This window comes from Allotabrizicola aquatica (SeqCode), assembly GCF_965194375.1.
GTDB lineage: Bacteria > Pseudomonadota > Alphaproteobacteria > Rhodobacterales > Rhodobacteraceae > Tabrizicola_A > Tabrizicola_A aquatica.
The window spans coordinates 44,301-67,570 of record NZ_CBDAEL010000004.1 but is presented as its reverse complement, the minus strand read 5'-3'; the positions used below and the strand labels follow the sequence as shown (position 1 = coordinate 67,570).

Here is a 23,270-nt window from a genome sequence, read left to right as displayed (position 1 = left end):
TGTCTCGCGCGCCTCAGGCGGCGTCTTTTTCCTCATCCCCGTCGTCCTCGGGCAGGTCTTCCACTGCCACGGGCCGCAGGCGTTGTTCGGTCTCAGCTTCAAGCCAGCCAAGCGCAGCTTTGCGCGCCTCGGCTGTCATTTCCTCCCACGGCGCGCCCCCGACAAAACCCGCCTCATGCAGCGCGGCCCACATGGCGGGGCGCGAGGGCTCTAAGTAAATCAGGTTCGGATTGCGGGCTTTCTTCGGCGCATGAATGCTGGCCACCGCATCAATTCGCGTGACTGTACCGCCGATAAAGGCTTCAAGATGCTGACAAATCTGCGAAAAGGTCGGTGAGCGGCGGCGCTGGATCACAGCCACTTTGCAGCCCGCTTGGCCCGCCATCGCCAAAAGATGGAACGGAGAGCCTTCGGTGCCCACCACGTGGCTAGCCGCGCGAAACATCGCAACTTGCCGGGCGAGTTTGTGATCTTCGGGGCGGATCACCTCATAGCCTTCGGCGGCAAACAAGGCCTCAAGCGAGGCCTCCCCCACGATCATGCCACGACGCGCCGGTTGGCCGCTGCGGGTGATGTAAAACTTGCGCCCAGCACCTTCGGGGGCCACCTGCGCCATCCGGTCGCGCAGGAACGCCCGCGTCTCGGGCCGACCGTTCAACAAGGCCCCCGAGCCAAGGCCCTGCTCGGCCAAGATCAAGCGGTCCACTGTCACCGGCGCTTCCAGCACCGTCACAGGCGGCAAGCGCAATACGGCCGCCATCTGGGCAAACATCTTGCCGCATTGCCGGGCTTTGTCGAAGGGTCGGGCGAAAAACACCACACCTGCAACATCTGTACGCCCGTGCAGCACCCAAAGCCGTCCCGTGCCCTCAACCAGCATATGCCCGAAATGCCCTGAGAGGATGCCACCGAAGAGGTGCGTCCCCCCAAGATGTTGCTCGGCTGGGCGCGGTGCTGGAAAGCTGTTGATCGGATGCTGCCCATCGCCGCCAAAGCACAGGCTTTCGGGCACCGGAACCGCGCCGTCGAACACCCCACAAGGCTGCGGCCGTTCGGGCCCCGCAGGTGGCACGAGCAATGCCCCAGCCACGTCGCGAACGCAGCCCGCCAAGGGCAGCGCCGGATCCGTGGGCAGGGTCATCGACATCGGCAGCGCTCCTGTTTCGGCTCAGCTGACCACTTCGGCCACGTCAAGCACCGCGTGCAACAGCACATCGGTCCCAGCCGCCGCCCATTCGGGGCTGATGTTTTCCGCCTCGTTATGGCTCAGCCCGTCCACACATGGGCACATGATCATCACGGTCGGCGCAACCCGGTTGACCCAGCAGGCATCATGGCCCGCGCCCGACACGATATCCATGTGCGAAAGTCCAAGGTTTTCAGCTGATTGCCGGACGATCTTCACAAGGCCTACATCAAAGGTCACCGGGTCAAAATGCCCAACCTCTTCGATGGCGCAGCCAAGGCCCAGTTCAGCGGCAACAGCATGAGCGGCCCGCATCACCTCGGCCTTCATCGTATCCAGCTTGGCCTGTTCGGGGCTGCGAATGTCCACCGTGAAAACCACCTTGCCGGCGATCACATTGCGCGAGTTCGGAAACACCTTGACCTGCCCCACCGCGCCCACGGCATTGGGCTGATGGCTCATGGCAATCTGATGCACACGCTCGGTGATCCGCGCCATGCCGAGGCCCGCATTGACCCGCATCCGCATCGGGGTCGACCCCGTGTGCGCGTCCTTACCGGTCAGCGTGATTTCCAGCCACCACAGACCCTGCCCGTGGGTGACGACGCCAATATCCTTGCCCTCGGCCTCCAAAATCGGACCCTGTTCGATGTGCAATTCCAGCATCGCATGCATCTTGCGGGCGCCGACCTTTTCGGTCCCCTCCCAGCCAATGCGCTTCAATTCCTCGCCAAAGAGCTTGCCGTCCATATCGCGGCGGCCCTTGGCATAGTCCTCGGTATGGATGCCAGCGAATACGCCCGAAGCCAGCATAGCAGGCGCAAAGCGCGCGCCTTCCTCATTGGTCCAGTTGGTCACCACCACCGGATGCTTGGTCTTGATGCCAAGGTCGTTCATCGACCGCACCACTTCCAAGGCCCCCAGAACCCCAAGAACCCCGTCATATTTCCCGCCCGTCGGCTGGGTATCCAGATGGCTGCCCATATAGACCGGCAGCGCCGCAGGGTCTGTTCCGGGGCGCGTCGCAAACATATTGCCCATCGTGTCCACGCCCATGGTCATGCCCGCCGCTTCGCACCAACGCTGAAACAAATGGCGACCCTCGCCATCGGCGTCGGTCAGGGTCTGGCGGTTGCAGCCCCCGGCCACCCCCGGCCCAATCAGTGCCATCTCCTCAAGGCTGTCCCAAAGACGCGCAGAATTGATGCGGATGTTCTCGCCCGGTGCGGCCATTCGTCTTCTCCCCGAACTGCCGGAGTCTTGATGCCCCTTGCAGCGAATCTTTTCCTGACCGTATGGTCAAGATGAAACGCACCACACCCTGACCAAACGGTCAACGAAAATCTGAACCATGTCTGACACCGCCCGCCCTCTCCGCCGGATTGAGATCCGCCAACAGAATGAAACGCTCATTCTGCAGGCGGCCGAGAAAGTTTTTGCTGAAGCCGGCTTTGGCGGGGCCACGATGCAGCTGATCGCCGATATGGCGGGCCTGCCCAAAGCCAACCTGCATTACTACTTCCCCACCAAAGAGGCGCTTTATCGCCAGGTCGTGCAGAACATCTTTGAAATCTGGCTGCAGGCCGCCGGAAGTATGGATCGCGCACCCGGCCCGGTGGAAGGCATTGGCGCCTATATCGACGCCAAGATGGAAATCTCGCGCCGCCACCCCGATGGCTCCAAAGTCTGGGCGTCCGAGGTGATGCACGGCGCGCCGGTCATTCAGGACTATCTGGAAACCACGCTGCGCGATTGGACCACTGGCCGCGCCACTCTCATCCAGCGCTGGATTGATGAGGGCAAAATGGCGGCGGTGAACCCCGAGCACCTTTTGTACATGCTTTGGGCCACCACCCAGCATTACGCCGACTTCGGCCACCAGATTGAGACCTTAAACGGCGGCAAGCCTTTGACCGAAGCCCAATGGCGCGCAGCCAAAGACAGTGTGAAAACTATGATCCTGCGCGGCATTGGCGCCATCTGACCCCACCCTTAACCCTTTGTGGTGCCCATGACCCCCGATTTCCCCTCCTCTGAGACCCTGCAAGCCGAAGCCGCAAGCCTGACCCTGCCTCGCTTTGCCGAGGCCGAGGCGCTGGCGCTGGGCCAGATCCTGACCGAGCTTGGCCGTGGCCTGACCATCGTCATCAATATCCGAACGCCCGACCGGACGCTTTTTCACGCGGCCTTGCCGGGATCAGGCCCGATCAACGACCGCTGGATTCAGCGCAAATCGGCCACGGCGCTTTTGTTCCAAGAGGCTTCGCTGGCCGTGGGCGTGCGCACCCGTGCCAAGGGCGAGTCGCTGGCCAAGTTCGGTCTGCCGGTCGAAGACTATGCCGAACAGGGCGGCGCGGTGCCGATCCGCGTCGCGGGCGCTGGTGTGGTGGCGGTGGTGACCGTCTCGGGCCTTGCGCAGGTGGACGATCACAATCTGGCCGTTGCGGGCCTACGGCAGCTGAAGGCGGGGCTTTAGCGCCCGGCCAATGCTCCCTTGGGCTTTGACCCTAATCTGGCCAAGTGTTTGCATTCCGCCTGTTTTTCCAGCATCCTTTGCCCCCAGACGCGTGACAGACCAGCCCCCTTATGACCAAGCCTCGCACCCGCATTCAGGAAAAGAACTCCTCCGCCATTCTGGAGGCGGCTTTGGATGTGTTTTCCGTCCACGGCTATCGCGGGGCCACGCTGGACCAGATTGCCGAGATGGCGGGCCTATCAAAGCCCAACCTCTTGTACTACTTCCCCTCGAAAGAGGCGGTGCACACCGCATTACTCAACCGCCTTTTGCACACGTGGTTGGACCCCTTGCGCGCGCTCAACCCAGAAGGCGAGCCTTTGGCCGAAATCATGGGATATGTGCGGTCCAAGCTCGATCTGTCGCGTGACTATCCCCGTGAAAGCCGCCTTTTCGCCAATGAAATCCTGCAAGGCGCGCCCCGGATCATGGAAGCGATCGAGGGCGATCTGAAACGGCTTGTCGATGAAAAGGCTGCCGTACTGGGCGGCTGGATGGATCAGGGCCGCATCGCGCGGCTGGACCCCTATCATCTGATCTTTTCAATCTGGGCACTGACCCAGCATTACGCCGATTTTGACGTGCAGGTGCGCGCGGTGCTGGGCACCGGGCATGATCCCTTTGCCGAGGCTGGGGCCTTTCTTGACACTTTGTTTTCAAGGCTTCTGAAGCCCTGACAAGAAAAAAGGGCCAGCCAAACAGCCAGCCCCTTTTCCTGAAATCTAAGCCAGTTACGCCAGTTCGCTGCCCGGTGCGGCCGAATGGGACAAAAGCCCCATCATATAGGCCGCAACCGACCGGAAGCAGACCACGGTATAGCCCGCCTCGTCGCGCCACATCGCGGCGGCCACCTGGGCCGCACGGGTGCGGCGCAGCTCATTCGGCTCCAACTTGGCAAAGTCCACCGGGGAAAGTTTGGCCAAAACCTGATCGGCCTTGGCGCCTTCCACCCGGAACACCGCACGGGCATCTGACACCACGGCGGCCAGATGGTGATCGTCGCCCATCGCCTTGGCAATGGCGGCCATCGCAGCCCCGGTTTCGCCATAGGGCAGGATCAACAGGTATTCGTCCGGGCTCATCCAGCCGCAGCCGCGGTCGCCAGCCATCTCGATCCGGCGCGCTGCGGGCACCTTGGTACCCACCGCCGCCTTGATCGCCTTGGCCAGCGATTTCACATCGGATTTGGCGCGAAGCGAGATCATCCCCAAGGGGCCGATTTCGTGGATCTGGCAAAAGCCGTCAAAACGGGCATTGCCCAAGGGTGCAACTGGATCACGCATTGCCCTTCTCCCCGTCCTTGTCATAGAACACCGGGTCAACAACCCGCGCCTTCACCGTGGCGGTGGTCAGCGTGTTGAACTCCACCACATTGCCCAACCGGTCCATGCCGCCTTTGACCAGACCCATGGCGATGCCCTTCTTCAAGGTCGGGCTGTAATAGGTCGACGTCACGCGCCCTTGGGTGTTGCGCTGGCCGTTGCCGTTGAAGCCATCGGCGATGATATAGCTGCCATCGGGGATGACCGAGCCATCCAGCGCCTCAAACCCCACCAGCTTCCAGCGGTTCGGGCTCGCCAAATAGGTGCGCTCCTGCCCCCTCTTGCCCAGATAATCCGCCTTCTTCTTGGAGATCGCCCAGCCAAGGTTCAGGTCTTGCGGGATCACCGTGCCATCTGTTTCATCGCCAATCATGATAAAGCCCTTCTCGGCCCGCATGATGTGCATGGCTTCGGTGCCGTAAGGCATGACGCCAAACTCGGCCCCGGCCGCCATCAGCGCCTCCCAAAGTGCCAGACCATGGCCCGCCGGGGTGGCGATTTCATAGGACAACTCGCCCGAGAACGAGATGCGATGCACCCGCACCGGCAAGCCGCCCAGCGTGCCATCGGCAAAGGTCATGAAGGGCAGCGCTTCCTTAGAAACATCCATCCCACCCAGCTTTTCCAGAACCTTGCGGGCTTTGGGGCCGGCGACGGCGATCTGGGAGTATTCCTCGGTGACGTTGGTGGCATAAACCTGCCAATCCCACCATTCGCACTGCAGCCAGTCCTCCATCCACGCATGGATGCGGTCGGCCCCACCGGTGGTGGTGTGGCAGAGCCAGCTGTCCTCGGACAGGCGGATCACGACGCCGTCATCCGACAGGAAACCTTGTTCGTTGCACATCAGACCATAGCGGCACTTGCCGATGCCAAGGTTCGACATGACGTTGGTGTAAAGCATGTCCAGGAACTTTCCCGCATCGGGGCCCTTGACGATGATCTTGCCAAGGGTAGAGGCATCCAGCATGCCCACATTTTCGCGGGCATTCAGGATTTCGCGGTGCACCGCTTGCTCGTGGGACTCAGCCCCGCGCGGATAGCAATAGGCGCGGCGCCACAGGCCGACCGGTTCCATATAGGCGCCGTTGGCTTCGTGCCAGCGGTGGATCGGGCTCATCCGCAGGGGCTGGAAAATCTCGCCCCGGCTTTCGCCTGCCAGCGCGCCCAAGGTCACGGGCGTGTAGGGCGGGCGGAAGGTGGTGGTGCCGACATTCGGGATCTTGTCGTTCAAGGCCCCGGCCAGCACGGCCAGACCGTTGATGTTCGACAGCTTGCCCTGATCGGTCGCCATGCCCAGCGTGGTGTAACGCTTGGTGTGTTCGACACTGGTATAGCCTTCGCGGGCGGCCAGTTGGACGTCCGACACCTTCACGTCGTTTTGGTAATCCAGCCACATCTTCGACTTCAGCTGAATGCCTGCGCCCTGCGGCATGATCCAGACGGCCTCCATCGGGGCCTCCGTCACGGCGGCGGCGGTCGACGCCTTGCCACCCATCTGAGCGCCGACATCAGCCAAAGTGCCCGCGGCGGACAGGTGACCATTGGCCGAACCAATCGCCATCACCATGGTCGACCCGTCGTGATTGGTCGGCGGGCGGGTGGCGTCGGGACGGAAATGCGCCTGCGCATCGTCCCAGGTCAGCTTGCCGCCGCAATGGCTCCACAGGTGCACCACAGGCGACCAGCCGCCCGACATGGCGACGACATCGCAAGCGACCTCTTCCAGAACAGCGCCTTCACCAGCCTGAAGGCCGATGGAGACGCCGGTCACCCGCTTGCCGCCCTTGACCTTCACAATCGCCCGGCCCGCTTCAACGCGGATGCCCATAGCGCGGGCGCGGGCGGGCAGATCGCCCGTCACAGTGCTGCGCGCATCGACGACCAAAGGCACTTCCAGCCCCGCCTCTTTCAAGGCAATGGCGGTGCGGTAGCCGTCGTCATTGTTGGTGGCAATCACCGTGCGGTCGCCCGGAGAGACGGCAAAATTTACCACATAATCGCGCACGGCCGAGGCCAGCATCACGCCGGGAATATCATTGCCGGCAAAGGACAAAGGCCGCTCAATCGCGCCCGTGGCGGTCACGATCTTGCCCGCCCGGATGCGCCAGAGCCGGTGCTTTGGCCGCCCGTCGCCGGGGGTATGGTCAGCCACCTTCTCATCGGCCAGCACATAGCCGTGGTCATAAACGCCCGCCGCCATGCAGCGCAGGCGCAACGTGACATTCGACATTTTTTCAAGGGCTTGAACGGCGTTCTTTACCCATGCATCCGCCGATGTTCCGTCAATCACATCGCCGTCCACCGGCGCGCGGCCACCCCAATGGGCGGTCTGCTCCATCAAGATGACGCGGTGACCCGCCTGCCCGGCGATCAAGGCCGCCTGCAGGCCCGCAATACCGCCGCCCACGATCAACAGATCGCAGAAAGCATAAGCCTGCTCATAGTGATCCGCGTCCTGACCAACTGGGGCTTTGCCGAGGCCAGCCGAGCGGCGGATGATCGGTTCGAACACATGTTTCCATGCAAAGCGCGGGTGGATGAAGGTCTTGTAATAGAAGCCCGCCGGCAGGAAGCGCGCAGCATAGTTATTCACAACGCCGACATCGAATTCCAAGCTGGGAAAGTGGTTCTGGCTTGTGCAGGTCAACCCGTCAAAGAGCTCGGTCGTGGTGGTGCGCTGGTTCGGTTCAAACCGCCCGCCCTCGCCCATGTTGACAATCGCGTTCGGCTCTTCGGCACCGCTGGCGACAATGCCGCGCGGACGGTGATACTTGAACGACCGACCAACCAACATCTGGTCATTGGCCAGAAGCGAGGCGGCCAGCGTGTCGCCGGCAAAGCCCGACATGCGCTTGCCGTTGAAGGTGAAATGGGCGGGACGGGCGCGGTCGATCAGACGACCGCCCTTGGACAGACGGGTGCTCACTTGTAGCCCTCCCAGTTGGGCCGCTTGGCCTTGATCTTGGCCTGCAGATCGGCAGGCGGAGCGGAAGATTGTGCGGGATATGTCCCGAACACTTCCAAGGTGGCGGTGCAGCGCGCGGCCAAGAACCACTTTCCGCAGCCGTAAGCATGACGCCAACGTTCGAAGTGCACACCCTTGGGGTTCTTGCGGGCGAACATATAGGCTTCGAACTCTTCCGGGGTCGATCCCGGGCCATAACGCTTCAGATGCGCCTCATATCCGGGGGAAAGCTCGGTTTCCTCGGCCTTTACGCCGCAGTAGGGGCATTCGAGGATCAGCATTTGATCTCTCCCTTGAATTCAATGTTCCCAGCCATCAATGCGCCACCCCGGCAGCCACCGACTCGTCGATGAACTTGCCTTCCTTGAAGCGCCACATTGAGAATTCCTCGGCCAGCGGCCCCGGCTCGCCCTTGGCCATAAGTTCCGCCATCGCCCAGCCGGAGCCGGGAATGGCCTTGAAGCCGCCCGTGCCCCAACCGCAGTTGAAGAAGCAATTGCCAAGCGGTGTTTTCGAGATGATGGGCGAGCGGTCGCCGGTCATGTCCACAATCCCGCCCCACTGGCGCAGCATTTTTAGGCGGCTGATCATCGGGAAGGTTTCGACCAAAGCGCGCAGCGTCTCTTCGATATGGTGGAAGCTGCCGCGCTGGGTAAAGTTGTTGAACCCGTCAGTGCCGCCACCGATGACCATCTCGCCCTTGTCAGATTGCGACATATAGCCGTGCACGGTGTTGGCCATGACGACCACATCCATGCAAGGCTTGATCGGCTCACTCACCAGCGCTTGCAGCGCGACCGCTTCAATCGGTAGACGGAAGCCCGCCATTTCGGCCAGCTGCCCGGAATGACCGGCAACCACCACGCCCAGCTTGTTGCAGCCGATAAACCCCTTCGAGGTTTCAACGCCCTTCACCACGCCGCCTTCAGAGCGCACGGCGGTGACTTCGGTCTGCTGGATGATGTCCATCCCCATGGCCGAACAGGCCCGCGCATAGCCCCAAGCCACGGCATCGTGACGCCCGGTGCCGCCGCGCGGTTGATAAAGCGCGCCAAGGATCGGGTAGCGCGGACCGTCAATGTTGATGATCGGCACCAGCTCTTTCACCTTGGCCGGGCTGATGTATTCGGTCTGCACGCCCTGCAACAGGTTGGCATGCACCGTGCGCAGATAGCCGCGCACCTCGTGATGGGTCTGCGCCAGCATCAAAAGCCCGCGCGGGCTGAACATCACGTTGTAGTTCAGATCCTGGCTCAGGTTTTCGTAAAGCTGCAACGCCTTGTCATAGATCGCAGCCGAGGGGTCTTGCAGATAGTTCGACCGGATGATCGTGGTGTTGCGCCCGGTATTGCCACCGCCCAGCCAACCCTTTTCGATGATCGCCACGTTCTTGATGCCGTGGTTCTTGCCAAGATAATAGGCCGTCGCCAGACCATGACCGCCCGCGCCGACGATGATGACATCATAGTGCTTTTTCGGCTCTGGCGCGGCCCAAGCCCGCTCCCAGCCCAGATGATGGGTCATCGCTTCCTTGGCGATGGCAAAGACCGAATAACGTTTCATGGCAGGCCCCTTTGCGTCTTGGTTGCTTGTCCAACGGATGACTGCAAGAACCCGTCCTACCAGCGGCACAATCGGGAAAATTGCGACATGATGGCGCCGATGTGATGCGGTGACGGACACTGCGGCGGAGTGGCCCCTTTTGCCACGGCTGTGAAAGGGTTACATGGGCGGGGCAACTCTGTGGGGATGACGATGGATCTGTGGCTGTTCTGGGCGATTGCCGCGGTGCTCACCGCCATGGTGGCGCTGGTCATGGTGCAGGCCCTGCGGCGGGGTGGCGACAGTGATGGCGAACACCCCGATCTGAAGGTTTACCGCGACCAACTGGCCGAAGTGGATCGTGATCTGGCGCGCGGCACCCTCTCGGAGGAGGAAGGTCAACGCCTGCGCGTCGAGGTTTCGCGGCGACTTCTGGAGGCTGATCGCAGCTTGGCAAGCCAAGCCGCCCCCACGGCGCGCGGCAGCCTGATCTGGGCGGGCGTACTGGTGATTGCTGTGTTGGGCGGGGCTTTGTGGCTCTATGATCGCATGGGTGCCCCGGGCTATGCCGATCTGCCCTTAACAAGCCGCCTTGCCGCCGCCGATCAGGCCCTGCAATCGCGCCCCTCGCAAGCCGAGACCTTGGCGATCTTGCCCGCAGCCTCCCCCATCGATCCGGGTGCGGAATTCACGGCCTTGATGGACAAGCTGCGCGCCGCTGTGACTGAGCGGCCTGATGACGCCATGGGGCTGGAACTGTTGGCGCGCAACGAAAGTTCGCTTGGGAATTATCAGGCCGCCTATGAGGCGCAAACCAAGCTTCTGACCCTGTTGGAACAGAGTGCCAGCCCTGAGCAGCACCTCTTTGCGGCGCAAATCCTAATCACCCAAGCCCAAGGCTATGTCTCGCCAGAGGCCGAGGCGCATCTGATCGACGTGCTGCGTCGCGCGCCTGATAACGGCATGGCGCGCTATCTGACGGGGTTGATGTTTGCCCAGAACGGCCGTCCGGATCGGGCGTTTGAGTTGTGGCAGCCCTTGATCCTAGAAGGCCCCGAAGACGCCCCTTGGGTCGAGGCCGCCCGCGCCGACATCGAGACCGCCGCCGCATTGGCCGGAATTCCCTTCCAGATGCCCGATCTGCCCGGCCCCAGTGCCGAGGACATGGCGGCAGCCGGAGATATGACCGCCGAGGACCAGCAGGCGATGATCGAAGGCATGGTGGGCCAGCTTGAGGCGCGGCTTTTGGCCGAAGGCGGATCGGTCGAGGAATGGCTGCGGCTGATCAACGCGTTCCAGGTTCTGAACCAGCCCGACCGCGGCACCGCCGCCCTGCGCGCCGCCGAAACTGCCTTGGCCGCCGATCCGGCCGGGCTGCAATCGGTGCGCGACGCGGCCACCGCTGCGGGCTTTGGCCCATGATCCTGACCGACATCATCGAATTTCACGGGCTTTTGCCGCCCTACCGAGCGATCTTGGGCCTTGATCTGGGCGACAAGACCATTGGGGTTGCCGTGTCGGATCTGTCGCGGTCAATTGCCACGCCGATCGAGGTGATCCGGCGCGAGAAGTTTACGCTGGATGCCCAGCGACTTTTGGCGATTGTCGCCAATCGCAATGCGGCAGGCTTGATCCTTGGCCTGCCCCTGAACATGGACGGCAGCGAGGGGCCACGCGTGCAGTCAACCCGCGCTTTTGTGCGCAATTTGGAAAAGCTGACCGCGTTGCCGATCACCTTTTGGGACGAGCGGCTGTCGACCGTGGCGGCCGAACGCGCGCTGTTGGAGGCGGATACGTCGCGAAAGCGTCGCCGCGAGGTGATCGATCAGGTGGCGGCAGGCTATATTCTGCAAGGCGCGTTGGACCGTATGCGCGTTTTGGGGGGATCATGACCGACGAGATCTGGAAGCGTGCCGAGATTGAAAGCCCCTGCGTCAAGATCTGCGTCGTTCATCCCGAGGCGAAGATCTGCATCGGCTGCTATCGCACCATAGCCGAAATCGGCGGCTGGTCGCGGATGAGCGCGGACGAGCGTCGCCTTCTGATGGCCGAATTGCCCGCCCGCGCCAAAACGATGACCAAGCGGCGCGGCGGCCGCATGGGGCGCGGCACGGCCTGACGGTCTTAGTCCTGCAACAGCCAGTCCTGCACGCTGTCCATCACCGGACGGAAATAGGCGATGACACGGCCCTCAGGGGGGGCTGTCGCGCCCTCAGCCCAAGGGGCGACACCATGGACAAGGTGGCGATGCAGCAGCACTGCCTCACCCGGAACCCCCGGCACTTCACGGCGCGGACAGGTCCGAAACACCTCGGCCCGCGCGGCCTGATAGGCGGCCGTGATGTCCACATCGCCCCAATTTTCGGGCGAATGCGGCGCGAGCGCCGTTTGGAGCGCGGCCTGCATGATCGTGTGGCTGCCCTCCCACACTACCAAAGGCGCGCCATCCGAGGTGGTCAGCGGCAGGCCCACAATCCACGCATGCGGTTCTTTGATCATGCGAAGTCGGTCTGGCCCGACGGGTAGTAGCCCATCCAGATGCGCCGCGTCGCGGTTCAGGCGAAAGCGGAAGGCCGCTTCGGTTTCCTCCGCCGAGGGGCGCGGATAGCCGAGGTGAATGGTGGAGAGTTGCGCAGGATGCAGGGCCACTGGCGCAAGACCTAGGACATCCCACGGGAGCGGAACGCCTGCAATCGCGCCATCCTCTGCATTGGGCAAAAGGTCCAAGCCCACGGCCCACGTGCCCCCGCAGCGCAACGGCTGATCGGTGTCGAGCAAGGCCGCAACCGCCACAGGATGCGCCGCCGTGGCCCAAGCCAAAAGTGCGGGATGCGGGCCGATCTTGTGCCAACCGGTCATCCTGCGACCCCGCAGGTGCAGGTCTGGCAAGGCAGCGACAGGGAAGCAAGAAACTGCATGGAAAACTCCGGGTGTTCAGACCGTTATTCTGGGGTGGGTTGCGCCAAGGTCAAGCCATGCGCATCACTGTACATCCGTACACATGGGCCGAGCCTCTATCCGGCGGCGACACTCACCTCGGCCAAGGCCTGATCCAGCAAGGCCAAACCTGCCCCCGGCTTGTTGGCCCCTTCAGACAGCACCCGCCGCCAGCCCCGCGCGCCGGGGCGGCCGGTGAAGAGGCCCAGCATGTGCCGCGTGATCTGATGCACCCGCCCGCCCGCCTCCAGATGCGCCATGATATAGGGCTTCATCGCCTCAACCACCGTATGGGGGTTGGGTGCATAATCCTCACCCCAAAGCGCATCGGCCCCGATCAGCACAGAGGCCGGATCATGATAGGCCGCACGCCCGATCATCACCCCGTCAAGCCCTTGGTCCAGCAGGCCCTTCGCCTGCGCCAGCGTGGTGACACCGCCATTGATGCAAATCGTCAGATGCGGAAACTCCGCCTTCATCCGCAGCACCAGATCATAGTCCAACGGCGGGATTTCGCGGTTTTCTTTCGGGCTTAACCCCTGAAGCCACGCCTTGCGGGCATGGATGATGAAATGGCGCACGCCCGCGGCGGCAACCGTTTCCAAAAAGCCGGGCAGCACGGTGGCGGGGTCTTGGTCATCCACCCCGATCCGGCATTTGACCGTCACCGGCACATCGGCCTGATCCTGCATCGCCTTGACGCACTCGGCCACAAGCGCCGGGCGCTCCATCAGCACCGCCCCGAAACATCCCGATTGCACCCGGTCCGACGGGCAGCCGCAGTTGAGGTTAACCTCATCATAGCCCCAAGGCCGCGCGATCTGCACCGCCCGCGCGAGCTCTGCCGGGTCCGACCCGCCAAGCTGCAGTGCCACAGGGTGTTCGACCTCGGAATAATCCAAGAGCCGCGCCTTTGGCCCATGCACGATAGCGGGGGCGGTCACCATTTCAGTATATAGCATCGCCCGGCGCGTCATCAGCCGGTGAAACACCCGGCAGTGACGGTCAGTCCAGTCCATCATCGGGGCAACCGAGAGGCGGTGGGCGGTCTGGGGATCAGCGGTCATCGGGGTCATCCTGTGGCGCGCCAGATAGCGCGAAATGCGCGGGCCGTCCACCGCGCCCTGCTGTGGGTCCGCTAAGCATTGCGTCACCCGCGCCACACCGGGCGCGACAACCACATTCCCTTGCGGCCAAGCCTTGCGAGACCCCTAAGGCTGGTCTATTCAGAAGAACAACGAAAGGCCCCTCCCCCATGCGCATTCTCATCACCAATGACGACGGCATCAATGCACCCGGCTTGGCCGTGCTGCAGGCCATCGCAAACGAGATCGCTGGTCCGGGAGGCGAGGTCTGGACGGTGGCCCCGGCCTTTGAGCAATCGGGCGTGGGGCATTGCATCAGCTACACGCACCCCACCATGATCGCCGAGCTTGGCCCCCGCCGCTTTGCCGCCGAGGGCAGCCCGGCCGATTGCGTGCTGGCGGGCATCTACCATGTGATGAAAGACGCCCCGCCAGATCTGGTGCTGTCTGGCGTCAACCGGGGCAACAATGCGGGCGAGAATGTGCTTTATTCCGGCACCATCGGCGGCGCGATGGAGGCAGCCCTGCATGGCATCAAGGCCATCGCCCTGTCGCAATTCTACGGCCCGGCCAATGTGAACATCGACAACCCCTTTGACGCCGCCGCCAAGCTGGGCGTTGGGGTCGTGCGCGCCCTTTTGGACAAGGGCCTGTGGGACGAGGCGGATTATCGGCTGTTTTACAACGTCAACTTCCCCCCCCTGCCCGCTGATGCGGTCAAAGGCACGCGTGTGGCCTCCCAAGGATTCCGGCGCTATGCCGGGTTTCGGATTGAACCGCATATCTCGCCCACCGGGCGGCAATTCATGTGGATCAAGGGCGGCGAACAGGGTCGCCCTACGCTCCCCGGCACCGATGTGACAGCCAACGTGGAAGGTTACATCTCGGTCACGCCCCTTCGCTGCGATTTAACAGCACATGACAGGCTGCGCGAGCTTGAGGCGCGGTTGGCATGATGGACCACGGCCTGCCTGACGATGACGGGACGGCCGCTGAACGCAAGATGCGCTTTTTGTTTGCCCTTCGGACCAAAGGCGTCACCGACGCCCGTGTGTTGACCGCGATGGAGCGGATCGACCGCGGCCAATTTGTGCGCGGCCTCTTCGCCGAGCGCGCCTATGAAGACATGCCGCTGCCGATTGCCTGTGGCCAAACGATCAGCCAGCCCTCGGTCGTGGGGCTGATGACGCAGGCGCTGGCGGTGCAGCCGCGCGACACCGTGCTCGAGGTGGGCACCGGGTCGGGCTATCAGGCGGCCATTCTCAGCCAGTTGGCACGGCGGGTCTACACGGTGGACCGGCACAAGCGGTTGGTGCGCGAAGCTCAGGAGCTCTTTCGCGAACTTGGGCTGGTCAATGTGGTTGCGATGACGTCTGACGGCAGCTTTGGCCTGCCCGATGTTGCGCCCTTTGATCGCATTATCGTGACAGCCGCGGCCGAAGACCCTCCCGGCCCCCTGTTGTCGCAATTGAAGATCGGCGGTATCATGGTCGTGCCGGTTGGCCAGTCGGATGCGGTGCAAAGCCTAATCAAGGTAACGCGCCACGAGACGGGCTATGACTATGAGGAATTGCGGGCGGTCCGTTTCGTGCCGCTTGTCGAGGGTCTTGGCAATGAATGATGGCACAAGCCGGGAACAAACCCGGTGTCAACAAGGATGAGGCGGTAATGGGCGGTTCTCGTAACGCGGTGTTAAGCTTGACTGCGATGCTTCTGGTGTCTGCCTGCACTGGCGGCAACAATTTTGACTGGGACCTGCGCAGCGGTGCCGGGGGGTTGGACACCTCGGGTGCCGCCCTGCAGGCAACCGGGGCTCGGCCGGGGGCCGATGGGCGCGGGGTGATCTCCTATCCCGGCTATCAGGTGGCCGTGGCGCGCAAGGGCGATACGGTCGGTTCGGTGGCGGCCCGCGTGGGTCTGCCTGCGGCGGAACTCGCCAGCTTTAACGCCCTGCAACCCGGTGACAGCCTGCGCGAAGGCGAGGTTCTGTCGCTGCCGACCCGCGTCGCCGGTGCGCCAACAGCGGCAGGTGGGGTGATCGGGTCTGGCGCAACGCCCGGCTCGGTTGATGTCTCGACCATCGCGACCACGGCGCTGGACCGCGTGGACAGCACCGCCCCGGCCACAACCGCGGCAACCCCAACCGCCGCCAAAACCATCGGCGGCGCCAGCGGTATGGAACCGACACGCCACCGCGTGGCGCGCGGCGAAACCGCGTTTTCCATTGCCCGCAGCTACAACGTTTCCGCCAAGGCCTTGGCCGACTGGAACGGGCTTGATGCGGAACTGTCGGTGCGCGAGGGCCAGTATCTTCTGATCCCCACCCCGACCGGTGCACCTCAAGAGGAAGAAGAGGTCGCTGAGGTCGCGCCCGGAAGCGGCACGCCCACCCCGACCCCGCCGTCGGCCAAGGAACCGTTGCCAGATGAAGAGGTGGCCACCGCCGCCGAAGTGGAAAAGGCCAAGCCTGCCGAAGAGGATATGGCCAGCCAGCGCACCACGGAAGCCAAGTTCGCCATGCCCGTGCAGGGCAAGATCATTCGCGGCTATGCCAAGGGCAAGAATGACGGCATCGATATTGCCGCCGCCGCCGGAACGGCGGTTCAAGCGGCCGCCGATGGCACGGTCGCGGCTGTCACCAAGGACACCACTGGTACGCCCATCGTGGTGATCCGCCATGCGGATGGGCTTTTGACGGTTTATGCGGGCGTGGACGGTCTGAAGGTCGGCAAAGGCGATAAGGTCAAGAAAGGCCAGACCATCGCCGCTGTGCGCAATGCCAACCCGTCCTTCGTGCATTTTGAGGTCCGCAAGGGCGTCGACAGCCTCGATCCGCTGCCTTACGTGCAGTAAAGGGGCGGCCCAAACGGGCCGTCTCAATCTGCCGAAACCAGAACCTTGTCGATCCGCAACCCGTCAAGGTCGATCACTTCGAACCGGTGACCTTGGGCGACCACGTGTTCGCCTAAGGCCGGCAGGTGGCGAAACTGATGCAGAACCAGCCCCGCGACCGTGTCATAGCCCCCGGACATCTCTCGCGGCAGGCCCATATGATCGCAAAACTCATCCGCTGGCATCCACCCTGCCACCAAAAGGCTGCCATCGGCGCGCGTCACCATGGCGGGTTCGCTGTCATCTTGGGTGGCCAAAGCCCCGGTGATTGCCTCAAGCACATCGCCCGAGGTGATGATGCCTTCGAAATGGCCATACTCATCGTAGACCAGCGCCAGATGATGCGTCGCTCCGCGCAGAACGGCCAACACATCCAACGCATCGGCGCGGTCTGACACCACCGGCACCTCATGCATCAAGGCGCGCAGATCCAGCGTCTCGCGGCGGGATACCGCGTCAAAGGCCTCGGCCAGCGTGACGATACCCAAGACATCCCCGGTGTCGCGGTCTTGCACCGGCACGCGGGGACGCCCAATACGCCGCAGCGCAGCCACCGCCTCGGCGCTGGTCATGTCGATGCTCAGCATCTCGACATCCCGGCGCGGGGTCATCAATGCGCTGGCTGATCGGTCCGACAGCCGCATAACGCCTGCCATCATCTCACGCTCTTCGGGTTCCAGCACGCCACTGTCATGGGCCTCGGCCAACAGGCTGTGCACCTCTTCTTCGGTCACCCGATTGGCGCTGGCCCCGCGCTGGCCCAAGAGCCACAAGATCACCCGACCAGACCTGTCCAAAAGCCAAACCAAAGGGGCGGCCACGCGCGACAGCATCAGCATCGCGGGGGCCATGGTGATCGCCAGCTTTTCCGGATTGCGCAGCGCCAGTTGCTTCGGCACCAGCTCGCCCACGATCAGCGAGACATAGGTGATGGCCACCACCACCACCCCGACCCCCAGATTGGCGGCCCAGTCCGGATCGACCCCACGGTCCACCAGCGTTTGTGTCAGCCGCGCGCCCAAGGTCGCCCCGGACAAGGCACCCGACAAGATGCCGACCAAAGTGATACCAATCTGAACCGTGGACAAAAACCGCCCCGGATGTTCGCCCAACCGCAGGGCAGCAGCGGCACCGCGGCTCTTGGCTTCCAGAGGGCGAAGGCGGGCAGGACGCGCGGACACAATCGCCAGTTCCGACATGGCCAGCACGCCGTTCAGGCAGATCAGGCCAAGGATGATGCAAAGTTCAAGGATCATGATCGGGCCTAGATGGATATGCGCCAGCGTGTGTACAAGATGGCGGGGAATAATGGGCGCGCGTCAGATCCGCACGCCCTCACGCGCGGCCAGATCGCAGAAGAACTGCCAAGCCACCCGGCCCGACCGACCGCCCCGCGTGGCCTGCCATTCAATCGCCTCGGCCCGCAGACGGTCAGCCGGCACCTGCACGCCATGCGCGCTGCAATAGCCAGCAATCATCTCCAGATACTGGTCCTGATCACAGGGATGAAAGCCCAGCCACAGGCCAAAGCGATCGGACAAGGACACCTTTTCCTCCACCGCTTCGGTGGAGTGAATGGCGGCCTGTGTTTCATTCTCGATCATATCACGCGGCATCAGGTGACGGCGGTTTGAGGTGGCGTAGAAAAGCACATTCTCCGGGCGCCCTTCGATCCCACCATCCAAAACCGCCTTCAGCGACTTGTAATGCTGGTCGTCATGGCTGAACGACAGATCATCGCAAAAGAGGATAAACCGAAAGGACGCGGCGCGCAGATGGGCCAAGAGGCGGGCCACCGAAGGCAGATCCTCGCGGCTGAGTTCCACGATTTTCAGCGGCAGACCTTCTGAGACAACTTTGGCATGGATCGCCTTGACAAGGCTGGATTTTCCCATGCCACGCGCGCCCCACAACAGCGCGTTGTTAGCGGGAAGCCCGGCGGCAAAATGCCGGGTGTTTTCCAAAAGCGTATCGCGCGAGCGGTTGATCCCGATGAGCAAGCCGATATCCACCCGCGACACCCGCACGACCGGCTCAAGGCGATCGGGTGCTGTATGCCATGCAAAGGCCTCAGCGGCGGTAAAGTCTGGCGCGGGCATAGGTGCCGGAGCGAGGCGCTCCAGCGCCTCGGCGATGCGGGTCAATGCGTCGGTCATGCCTTGCCTTCGGTCTCGTCCGACGGATCATCCTCGTCCCACAGCCCTTCGGCGCGCAACTCGGCCTCACGGCGCTTTTCAATGCGGCGGATCAGGAAGATCGAGACTTCGTAAAGGGGGTAGACGGCGAAGAACAGGATCAGCTGGCTCATCACATCGGGCGGCGTGACGAGGGCCGCGACGATCAGGATCAACACCACCGCGTATTTCCGCATGGCAATCAGACCCGTTGAGGAAACGATCCCCGCCTTGCCCATCAATGTGAGCAGCACCGGAAGTTGAAAGCACATCCCAAAGGCGATGATGAGCTTGAGCGAGATATCCAGCGTCTCGTTGACCTTGCCCTGAAACACGATGTCGATGCCGGTATCAGAGCCGGTGTCAGCCGCAGGCACGTCACCGGGGATATCTGTCAGCGTCGGAATGAGTGCCGCGACGATCGAAGAGGCGTCGGCAAAGCCAAGGAAGAAGTCCATGGCAATCGGTGTCACGACGTAATGCGAAAACGCCGCACCGGTCAAAAAGAGCACAGGCGAAGCAATCAGGAAGGGCAAAAACGCGTTCTTTTCCGACTTATAGAGACCCGGCGCGATGAACCGCCACAGCTGATAGCCGATCACCGGGAAGGCCACAGCAAAGCCTGCAACCATCGAAATCCGCACAAGGGTAAAGAAATACTCTTGCGGCGAGGTGTATTGCATCACCGGGTTTGGATCGCCGAGCGCCCGCATCGACAGCTCGATCGGATGCAGCATGAAGTTCAAGATCGGTTCAGCCACAACAAAGCAGGCCAGAATCGCGATGATATAGGACATCACCGCCCAGATCAGGCGGTTGCGCAGCTCGGCCAGATGTTCGATCAGCGGGGCAGCGGAATTGTCGATGTCGTCGTTCTGGGTCATTCTTCCGCAGCTTTCTTCTTGCGCGGAGCCTTGGGCGCGGCGGTTTTGGGGGCGGCCGCGGCCGGCGCCGTCGCGGCGGCTGACTTGGACGCGCGTGCAGGTTTGGCAGGTGCGGGATCGGCCGCCGGGGTGGCGGCCACAGGGGTTGCATCCAAGGCCTTCAGCTTGGCCGCCGCCTCTTTGACAATCGCCTCTTTCGCAGCCTTCTTTTCGTAAAGCGCGGCAGTGTTGGGGCCAGGCGCAGGGGCGGACGTCACCGGTTCAGGAACCGCAGCGGCCGGTTCGGCCACGGCTGCAACCTCGGCGGGCTTGGCCATCGGCGGCATCGGCGGCGGCACGAGAGGGCCAGATCGCATGGGTTCGGTCGGGCGGGCGGCATTCTTGATCGGGTCCCAGCGTTCGAACTTGTCGACCGCATCCTTGACCGCGTTCAGGCCCGCTGCCTTGGGGTTCGCCACCGACTTCAAATCTTTGGCCACATCCGCCACGCCAGTTTCTTTCGCCGCCTGCTCCATGGCACGCGAAAAATCGCGCGCCATCGCGCGCATCTTGGCGGTAAACCGGCCAAGCTGGCGGAACATTTCCGGCAGGTCTTTCGGGCCGATGACGATCAACGCCACGATCCCGATGACCAAAAGTTCAGACATGCCTAAGTCCATGCGCCCCTCCGCAGATTGCGTTTCGCGAAATGGACGGGTGTCAGACCTTGTCCTTCTCGGCCGGGGTCACATCCTTGGCCGTCTCAGCGGTCTCGGTCTCAATTTCCTTGGTGCCGTCGTTCACGCCCTTTTTGAAGGCGGTGATGCCCTTGCCCACTTCGCCCATCAGCGCCGAGACCTTGCCCTTGCCAAAAAGCACAAGCACGACGACTGCGATAAGAAGGATGCCGGGAAGGCCGATGTTGTTCAGCATGATGATCTCTCCGATGTGGCCAACCGAGTGGCCAGATTGCAGCTTGATCCCATGCTAGGGGCAGAACTGGGCCGGGTGTAAGGGGCAAAGGGCTGGACATTTTGGGTAACTGACAATTAATTGTCAGTTGATGACTTGAAAAAGGACCCCCATGCGCCGCTCTGACCGTCTGTTTGACCTTGTGCAGATCCTGCGCGATGGCCGGTTGCACCGCGCCGCCGATCTGGCGCAGGCTTTGGGCGGCGTCTCGGTGCGCACGATCTGGCGCGACATGGGCACCTTGATGGCCAGCGGCATGCCGATCGAGGGCGAACGTGGTGTGGGCTATATCCTGCGCGCGCCCACCACCTTGCCGCCCTTGATGCTGGGAGCCAGTGAATTGGAGGCCTTGCGGGCGGGCCTGCGATTGGTCGCGGCAGGCGAAGACCCGGCACTGGCCCGCGCGGCGCGCAGCCTTGCCTCCAAAATCGGGGCCGTGGCCCCTGCCCCGGTTGACCCGGACCGCGAAGACATCTTTGCCTTCACGGGCACCACAACCACCCGCGCCGAGCCGCACCTGCCGATCTTGCGCGCCGCGATTGCCGAGCACGAGCGGCTGAGCATCGCCTATCTTGACTTGAACGAACTGGAGAGCCACCGCGACGTCCGCCCGCTGGCGCTGGATCTGCAAGGCCAGATCTGGGTGCTGGCCGCGTGGTGCGAGGCGCGCGGCGGTTTTCGGGCGTTCCGGCTGGACCGGATCATGGCCATCACTCCAACGGGCGAGGTCTTTGCCGAAGTGCCGGGGCAAGGTCTGGCAGACTATCGCGCGCTGGCGGCAGAAGTGTCAGCCTAGAAACGGGTTCACGCGCTGGCGGGAAACACAAAACAGCGGTCGCGGCGGATCATCAGCCACAGGACTGTGCCGGGTTTGGGCAAAAACACCCCCGGAACCGCGGCGGTCAGGGTCAAGGGGCCTTCGTCCATGGCAAAATCGACCAGGCTTTCACGGCCGAGATACCGCGCCCGCGTCACCGTGCCGCGCGCGGGCGTGCCGTCTTGCACCGTGGGATTCGGGCCACGGCCTGCGCGGTCAAAGTCGATCTTGAGATGCTGAGGGCGGATGATGATATCCACCGCAGCCCCATCGGCATGGCCCGGTGTCAAAAAGGCGCCAAAGGGCGTTTCGGTCAACGCGCCTTTCGAGACACCCTGAATCACATTGATATCGCTGAAAAATCCAGCTGCGGCCCGATCCACTGGCGAGTTGTAGATGTTATAGGGCGCGCCGCGTTGCACGATGACACCCGCGCGCATCAGCGCAATCTCATCGGCCATCCGCATGGCCTCATCCGGCTCATGCGTGACCAACAAAACCGCCGCGCCCTCTTCTTTCAGTAGCGCCAAAGTGGCATCGCGGACCCCGTCGCGCAGGCGGTTGTCGAGGCCCGAAAAGGGCTCATCCATCAGCATGATGCGCGGGCGCGGGGCCAAGGCGCGGGCCAAGGCCACGCGCTGCTGCTCCCCCCCCGACAGCTCATGCGGGTGCTTGTCAGCAAAGCCGGGCAGATTGACCTTGTCCAAAAGCTCAGCCACCCGCCGGGCCTTTAGGGCCGCATCACCCTTCAGGCCAAAAGCGATGTTGCCCGCCACCGTCAGATGCGGAAACAGCGCAAAATCCTGAAACATCAACCCAACGCCGCGCGCTTCGGGCGGCAGGTTGACGGTGGGGCCAAAGACTTCGACGCCATCAATCCAAATGCGGCCTGCGTCAGGCCGATCCACCCCAGCAATCATCCGCAGGGTGGTGGACTTGCCGCAGCCCGAAGGGCCCAGCAGACACATCACCTTGCCCGCCTCAACCGACAGCGACACCTCTGACACCACCAACTGACCGCCAAACCGGCGGCTGAGCTGTTCGACGACAAGGCGAGGCGTGGATGCGGTCACGTGCGGTATCCGACAGATTTTATCGGGCGTTACCTAACAGGCCCGCCCTAACCCGGCAAGTGCGCCGCGTTACAGCGTCGTGTTCACCGACCCACCATCCAACAGGATGTTTTGGCCCACAATGAACCCAGCATGTTGGCTGCACAAAAAGGCGCAGGCCGCGCCAAACTCTTCCGAGGTGCCATAGCGGCGGGCGGGGATGGTGGCCATACGTTCAGCCCGCGCCTCTTCCATGCTGATCCCACGCGCCTTGACCACCCCACCATCGAGCGCAATTGCGCGATCGGTGTCGTGGATACCAGGCAAAAGGTTGTTGATCGTCACCCCATGGGGCGCCACCTGCCGCGAGGTGCCCGCGACAAAGCCGGTCAGCCCCGCCCGCGCGGCATTCGACAGGCCCAGCTGCGGAATGGGCGATTTTACCGATTGTGAGGTGATGTTGACCACCCGGCCCCAGCCGCGTTCGATCATCCCCGGCAGGCAGCCCTGCATCAGCGCGATCGGGGTCAGCATATTGGCATCAATCGCCTTGATGAAATCATCCCGGCTCCAGTCGTGCCACATGCCCGGCGGCGGGCCGCCAGCATTGGTCACCAGAATGTCAAAGGGGCCATGGGCCAGAACGGCCGCGCGCCCGGCCTCGGTGGTAATGTCGCCTGCGACCGTCGTGACCTGCACGCCATGGGCCGCGCGGATCGCCGCGGCGGTCGCCTCCAGCGCCTCGGCCCCGCGGGCGTTCAGCACCAGATCCACACCCGCCTCGGCCAAAGCCATGGCACAGCCCCGCCCCAACCCCTTGGAAGCCGCCGTCACCAAAGCCCGTTTGCCGCGCACACCCAGATCCATGCCAGTCTCCCCTTGTCCTGTAACGCAAAACCTTAGCAGGCCAAAAATCCGCCGCAATAGCAGCTTAGCGTGTCGCCC

At 63.1% G+C, this 23,270-nt stretch carries 25 protein-coding genes; 10 read left to right on the top strand and 15 right to left on the bottom strand.

The features are described from left to right. Positions 1 to 13 precede the first annotated feature (13 nt). Together AC72UB_RS07320 and AC72UB_RS07315 are read right to left on the bottom strand one after the other, a co-directional pair. Entirely contained in the window at positions 14 to 1,147 is a 1,134-nt protein-coding gene (locus AC72UB_RS07320) for a glycosyltransferase family 61 protein (RefSeq protein WP_505189192.1), read from the bottom strand. Positions 1,148 to 1,168: 21 nt separating this feature from the next. Continuing rightward, positions 1,169 to 2,419 (bottom strand): Zn-dependent hydrolase, encoded by a 1,251-nt coding sequence (locus AC72UB_RS07315; RefSeq protein WP_505189191.1) that lies wholly within the window; start codon positions 2,417 to 2,419, stop codon positions 1,169 to 1,171. A gap of 118 nt (positions 2,420 to 2,537) precedes the next feature. Here AC72UB_RS07315 and AC72UB_RS07310 point away from each other — a divergent pair, with 118 nt between their 5' ends. The 3 genes from AC72UB_RS07310 to AC72UB_RS07300 all read left to right on the top strand — a co-directional run bounded on the left by AC72UB_RS07310 (position 2,538) and on the right by AC72UB_RS07300 (position 4,378). Beyond that, positions 2,538 to 3,170: a TetR/AcrR family transcriptional regulator gene (locus AC72UB_RS07310; protein ID WP_505189190.1), complete on the top strand. Its 633-nt coding sequence runs from the start codon at positions 2,538 to 2,540 to the stop codon at positions 3,168 to 3,170. 27 nt (positions 3,171 to 3,197) lie between these two features. After that, positions 3,198 to 3,662, top strand: a complete 465-nt coding sequence (locus AC72UB_RS07305; protein WP_505189189.1) for a heme-binding protein — start codon at positions 3,198 to 3,200, stop codon at positions 3,660 to 3,662. 110 nt (positions 3,663 to 3,772) lie between these two features. Next, positions 3,773 to 4,378 carry a TetR family transcriptional regulator C-terminal domain-containing protein gene (locus AC72UB_RS07300; protein WP_463290274.1) on the top strand — a complete coding sequence of 202 codons (606 nt, stop codon included), beginning with the start codon at positions 3,773 to 3,775 and terminating at the stop codon, positions 4,376 to 4,378. Positions 4,379 to 4,432: 54 nt separating this feature from the next. Here the strand turns inward: AC72UB_RS07300 and AC72UB_RS07295 are convergent, their stop codons facing one another. From AC72UB_RS07295 to AC72UB_RS07280, 4 genes are read right to left on the bottom strand one after another with little or no spacing between them, the layout of a single operon-like run. Further along, on the bottom strand, positions 4,433 to 4,984 hold the full coding sequence (locus AC72UB_RS07295; protein WP_505189188.1) for a sarcosine oxidase subunit gamma: 552 nt from the start codon (positions 4,982 to 4,984) through the stop codon (positions 4,433 to 4,435). Beyond that, positions 4,977 to 7,952 (bottom strand): sarcosine oxidase subunit alpha family protein, encoded by a 2,976-nt coding sequence (locus AC72UB_RS07290; protein WP_505189187.1) that lies wholly within the window; start codon positions 7,950 to 7,952, stop codon positions 4,977 to 4,979. The genes AC72UB_RS07295 and AC72UB_RS07290 overlap by 8 nt, the downstream gene beginning before the upstream one ends. Next, positions 7,949 to 8,272, bottom strand: coding sequence for a sarcosine oxidase subunit delta (locus AC72UB_RS07285; protein WP_463290277.1), 324 nt, complete (start codon positions 8,270 to 8,272; stop codon positions 7,949 to 7,951). Before AC72UB_RS07285 ends, AC72UB_RS07290 begins: the two co-directional genes overlap by 4 nt. A 34-nt stretch (positions 8,273 to 8,306) precedes the next feature. Next, a complete protein-coding gene (locus AC72UB_RS07280) occupies positions 8,307 to 9,554 on the bottom strand; it encodes a sarcosine oxidase subunit beta family protein (RefSeq protein WP_505189186.1) in 1,248 nt (415 codons plus the stop codon). Between the two features lie 192 nt (positions 9,555 to 9,746). On the opposite strand from AC72UB_RS07280, the gene ccmI reads away from it, so the two are divergent. From ccmI to AC72UB_RS07265, 3 genes are read left to right on the top strand one after another with little or no spacing between them, the layout of a single operon-like run. Further along, positions 9,747 to 10,955 carry a c-type cytochrome biogenesis protein CcmI gene (ccmI, locus tag AC72UB_RS07275; RefSeq protein WP_505189185.1) on the top strand — a complete coding sequence of 403 codons (1,209 nt, stop codon included), beginning with the start codon at positions 9,747 to 9,749 and terminating at the stop codon, positions 10,953 to 10,955. Continuing rightward, positions 10,952 to 11,425, top strand: a complete 474-nt coding sequence (gene ruvX / locus AC72UB_RS07270) for a Holliday junction resolvase RuvX (RefSeq protein ID WP_505189184.1) — start codon at positions 10,952 to 10,954, stop codon at positions 11,423 to 11,425. The genes ccmI and ruvX overlap by 4 nt, the downstream gene beginning before the upstream one ends. Then, positions 11,422 to 11,652, top strand: a complete 231-nt coding sequence (locus AC72UB_RS07265; protein WP_463290281.1) for a DUF1289 domain-containing protein — start codon at positions 11,422 to 11,424, stop codon at positions 11,650 to 11,652. The genes ruvX and AC72UB_RS07265 overlap by 4 nt, the downstream gene beginning before the upstream one ends. Before the next feature lie 5 nt (positions 11,653 to 11,657). Here AC72UB_RS07265 and AC72UB_RS07260 read toward each other — a convergent pair whose 3' ends face one another. Next, entirely contained in the window at positions 11,658 to 12,392 is a 735-nt protein-coding gene (locus AC72UB_RS07260) for a hypothetical protein (protein ID WP_505189183.1), read from the bottom strand. A gap of 155 nt (positions 12,393 to 12,547) precedes the next feature. Further along, positions 12,548 to 13,537: a tRNA dihydrouridine(20/20a) synthase DusA gene (gene dusA, locus AC72UB_RS07255; RefSeq protein ID WP_505189182.1), complete on the bottom strand. Its 990-nt coding sequence runs from the start codon at positions 13,535 to 13,537 to the stop codon at positions 12,548 to 12,550. 188 nt (positions 13,538 to 13,725) lie between these two features. Here dusA and surE point away from each other — a divergent pair, with 188 nt between their 5' ends. Genes surE through AC72UB_RS07240 form a run of 3 tightly spaced genes read left to right on the top strand, consistent with a single transcriptional unit; the run spans position 13,726 to position 16,408 of the window. Then, complete coding sequence (surE, locus tag AC72UB_RS07250) at positions 13,726 to 14,511, top strand: 5'/3'-nucleotidase SurE (protein WP_505189181.1); 786 nt, start codon at positions 13,726 to 13,728, stop codon at positions 14,509 to 14,511. After that, complete coding sequence (locus AC72UB_RS07245; protein WP_505189355.1) at positions 14,511 to 15,176, top strand: protein-L-isoaspartate(D-aspartate) O-methyltransferase; 666 nt, start codon at positions 14,511 to 14,513, stop codon at positions 15,174 to 15,176. The genes surE and AC72UB_RS07245 overlap by 1 nt, the downstream gene beginning before the upstream one ends. A 47-nt stretch (positions 15,177 to 15,223) precedes the next feature. Further along, a complete protein-coding gene (locus tag AC72UB_RS07240; protein ID WP_505189354.1) occupies positions 15,224 to 16,408 on the top strand; it encodes a peptidoglycan DD-metalloendopeptidase family protein in 1,185 nt (394 codons plus the stop codon). Positions 16,409 to 16,431: 23 nt separating this feature from the next. Here AC72UB_RS07240 and AC72UB_RS07235 read toward each other — a convergent pair whose 3' ends face one another. The 5 genes from AC72UB_RS07235 to AC72UB_RS07215 form a co-directional block, all read right to left on the bottom strand. After that, positions 16,432 to 17,703 (bottom strand): hemolysin family protein, encoded by a 1,272-nt coding sequence (locus AC72UB_RS07235; RefSeq protein WP_505189180.1) that lies wholly within the window; start codon positions 17,701 to 17,703, stop codon positions 16,432 to 16,434. A gap of 63 nt (positions 17,704 to 17,766) precedes the next feature. Next, entirely contained in the window at positions 17,767 to 18,603 is an 837-nt protein-coding gene (locus AC72UB_RS07230) for an ATP-binding protein (RefSeq protein WP_505189179.1), read from the bottom strand. Further along, positions 18,600 to 19,505 (bottom strand): twin-arginine translocase subunit TatC, encoded by a 906-nt coding sequence (gene tatC / locus AC72UB_RS07225; RefSeq protein WP_505189178.1) that lies wholly within the window; start codon positions 19,503 to 19,505, stop codon positions 18,600 to 18,602. The genes AC72UB_RS07230 and tatC overlap by 4 nt, the downstream gene beginning before the upstream one ends. Next, the gene (gene tatB / locus AC72UB_RS07220; RefSeq protein ID WP_505189177.1) at positions 19,502 to 20,152 is read right to left on the bottom strand and encodes a Sec-independent protein translocase protein TatB; all 651 of its coding nucleotides are present in this window, start codon (positions 20,150 to 20,152) and stop codon (positions 19,502 to 19,504) included. The genes tatC and tatB overlap by 4 nt, the downstream gene beginning before the upstream one ends. Before the next feature lie 52 nt (positions 20,153 to 20,204). Further along, complete coding sequence (locus AC72UB_RS07215) at positions 20,205 to 20,417, bottom strand: twin-arginine translocase TatA/TatE family subunit (RefSeq protein ID WP_463290288.1); 213 nt, start codon at positions 20,415 to 20,417, stop codon at positions 20,205 to 20,207. Between the two features lie 151 nt (positions 20,418 to 20,568). Here AC72UB_RS07215 and AC72UB_RS07210 point away from each other — a divergent pair, with 151 nt between their 5' ends. Then, complete coding sequence (locus tag AC72UB_RS07210) at positions 20,569 to 21,252, top strand: helix-turn-helix transcriptional regulator (protein ID WP_505189176.1); 684 nt, start codon at positions 20,569 to 20,571, stop codon at positions 21,250 to 21,252. A gap of 8 nt (positions 21,253 to 21,260) precedes the next feature. On the opposite strand, the gene AC72UB_RS07205 is transcribed toward AC72UB_RS07210, so the two are convergent. Both AC72UB_RS07205 and AC72UB_RS07200 read right to left on the bottom strand, forming a co-directional pair. Then, positions 21,261 to 22,355, bottom strand: a complete 1,095-nt coding sequence (locus AC72UB_RS07205; protein ID WP_505189353.1) for an ABC transporter ATP-binding protein — start codon at positions 22,353 to 22,355, stop codon at positions 21,261 to 21,263. A gap of 60 nt (positions 22,356 to 22,415) precedes the next feature. After that, positions 22,416 to 23,192, bottom strand: coding sequence for an SDR family oxidoreductase (locus AC72UB_RS07200; RefSeq protein WP_505189175.1), 777 nt, complete (start codon positions 23,190 to 23,192; stop codon positions 22,416 to 22,418). Positions 23,193 to 23,270 lie beyond the last annotated feature (78 nt).

What these genes read in the sequence shown, in the direction of transcription:
- AC72UB_RS07215 (WP_463290288.1), bottom strand. Translation starts at nt 20,417, where the DNA reads ATGCTGAACAACATCGGCCTTCCCGGCATCCTTCTTATCGCAGTCGTC.
- AC72UB_RS07260 (WP_505189183.1), bottom strand. Translation starts at nt 12,392, where the DNA reads ATGACCGGTTGGCACAAGATCGGCCCGCATCCCGCACTTTTGGCTTGG.
- AC72UB_RS07300 (WP_463290274.1), top strand. Translation starts at nt 3,773, where the DNA reads ATGACCAAGCCTCGCACCCGCATTCAGGAAAAGAACTCCTCCGCCATT.
- tatB (WP_505189177.1), bottom strand. Translation starts at nt 20,152, where the DNA reads ATGTCTGAACTTTTGGTCATCGGGATCGTGGCGTTGATCGTCATCGGC.
- ruvX (WP_505189184.1), top strand. Translation starts at nt 10,952, where the DNA reads ATGATCCTGACCGACATCATCGAATTTCACGGGCTTTTGCCGCCCTAC.
- AC72UB_RS07305 (WP_505189189.1), top strand. Translation starts at nt 3,198, where the DNA reads ATGACCCCCGATTTCCCCTCCTCTGAGACCCTGCAAGCCGAAGCCGCA.
- AC72UB_RS07310 (WP_505189190.1), top strand. Translation starts at nt 2,538, where the DNA reads ATGTCTGACACCGCCCGCCCTCTCCGCCGGATTGAGATCCGCCAACAG.
- AC72UB_RS07315 (WP_505189191.1), bottom strand. Translation starts at nt 2,419, where the DNA reads ATGGCCGCACCGGGCGAGAACATCCGCATCAATTCTGCGCGTCTTTGG.
- dusA (WP_505189182.1), bottom strand. Translation starts at nt 13,537, where the DNA reads ATGACCGCTGATCCCCAGACCGCCCACCGCCTCTCGGTTGCCCCGATG.
- surE (WP_505189181.1), top strand. Translation starts at nt 13,726, where the DNA reads ATGCGCATTCTCATCACCAATGACGACGGCATCAATGCACCCGGCTTG.
- AC72UB_RS07230 (WP_505189179.1), bottom strand. Translation starts at nt 18,603, where the DNA reads ATGACCGACGCATTGACCCGCATCGCCGAGGCGCTGGAGCGCCTCGCT.
- AC72UB_RS07240 (WP_505189354.1), top strand. Translation starts at nt 15,224, where the DNA reads ATGGGCGGTTCTCGTAACGCGGTGTTAAGCTTGACTGCGATGCTTCTG.
- AC72UB_RS07200 (WP_505189175.1), bottom strand. Translation starts at nt 23,192, where the DNA reads ATGGATCTGGGTGTGCGCGGCAAACGGGCTTTGGTGACGGCGGCTTCC.
- ccmI (WP_505189185.1), top strand. Translation starts at nt 9,747, where the DNA reads ATGGATCTGTGGCTGTTCTGGGCGATTGCCGCGGTGCTCACCGCCATG.
- AC72UB_RS07210 (WP_505189176.1), top strand. Translation starts at nt 20,569, where the DNA reads ATGCGCCGCTCTGACCGTCTGTTTGACCTTGTGCAGATCCTGCGCGAT.
- AC72UB_RS07265 (WP_463290281.1), top strand. Translation starts at nt 11,422, where the DNA reads ATGACCGACGAGATCTGGAAGCGTGCCGAGATTGAAAGCCCCTGCGTC.
- AC72UB_RS07295 (WP_505189188.1), bottom strand. Translation starts at nt 4,984, where the DNA reads ATGCGTGATCCAGTTGCACCCTTGGGCAATGCCCGTTTTGACGGCTTT.
- AC72UB_RS07280 (WP_505189186.1), bottom strand. Translation starts at nt 9,554, where the DNA reads ATGAAACGTTATTCGGTCTTTGCCATCGCCAAGGAAGCGATGACCCAT.
- AC72UB_RS07320 (WP_505189192.1), bottom strand. Translation starts at nt 1,147, where the DNA reads ATGTCGATGACCCTGCCCACGGATCCGGCGCTGCCCTTGGCGGGCTGC.
- AC72UB_RS07235 (WP_505189180.1), bottom strand. Translation starts at nt 17,703, where the DNA reads ATGATCCTTGAACTTTGCATCATCCTTGGCCTGATCTGCCTGAACGGC.
- AC72UB_RS07245 (WP_505189355.1), top strand. Translation starts at nt 14,511, where the DNA reads ATGGACCACGGCCTGCCTGACGATGACGGGACGGCCGCTGAACGCAAG.
- tatC (WP_505189178.1), bottom strand. Translation starts at nt 19,505, where the DNA reads ATGACCCAGAACGACGACATCGACAATTCCGCTGCCCCGCTGATCGAA.
- AC72UB_RS07285 (WP_463290277.1), bottom strand. Translation starts at nt 8,272, where the DNA reads ATGCTGATCCTCGAATGCCCCTACTGCGGCGTAAAGGCCGAGGAAACC.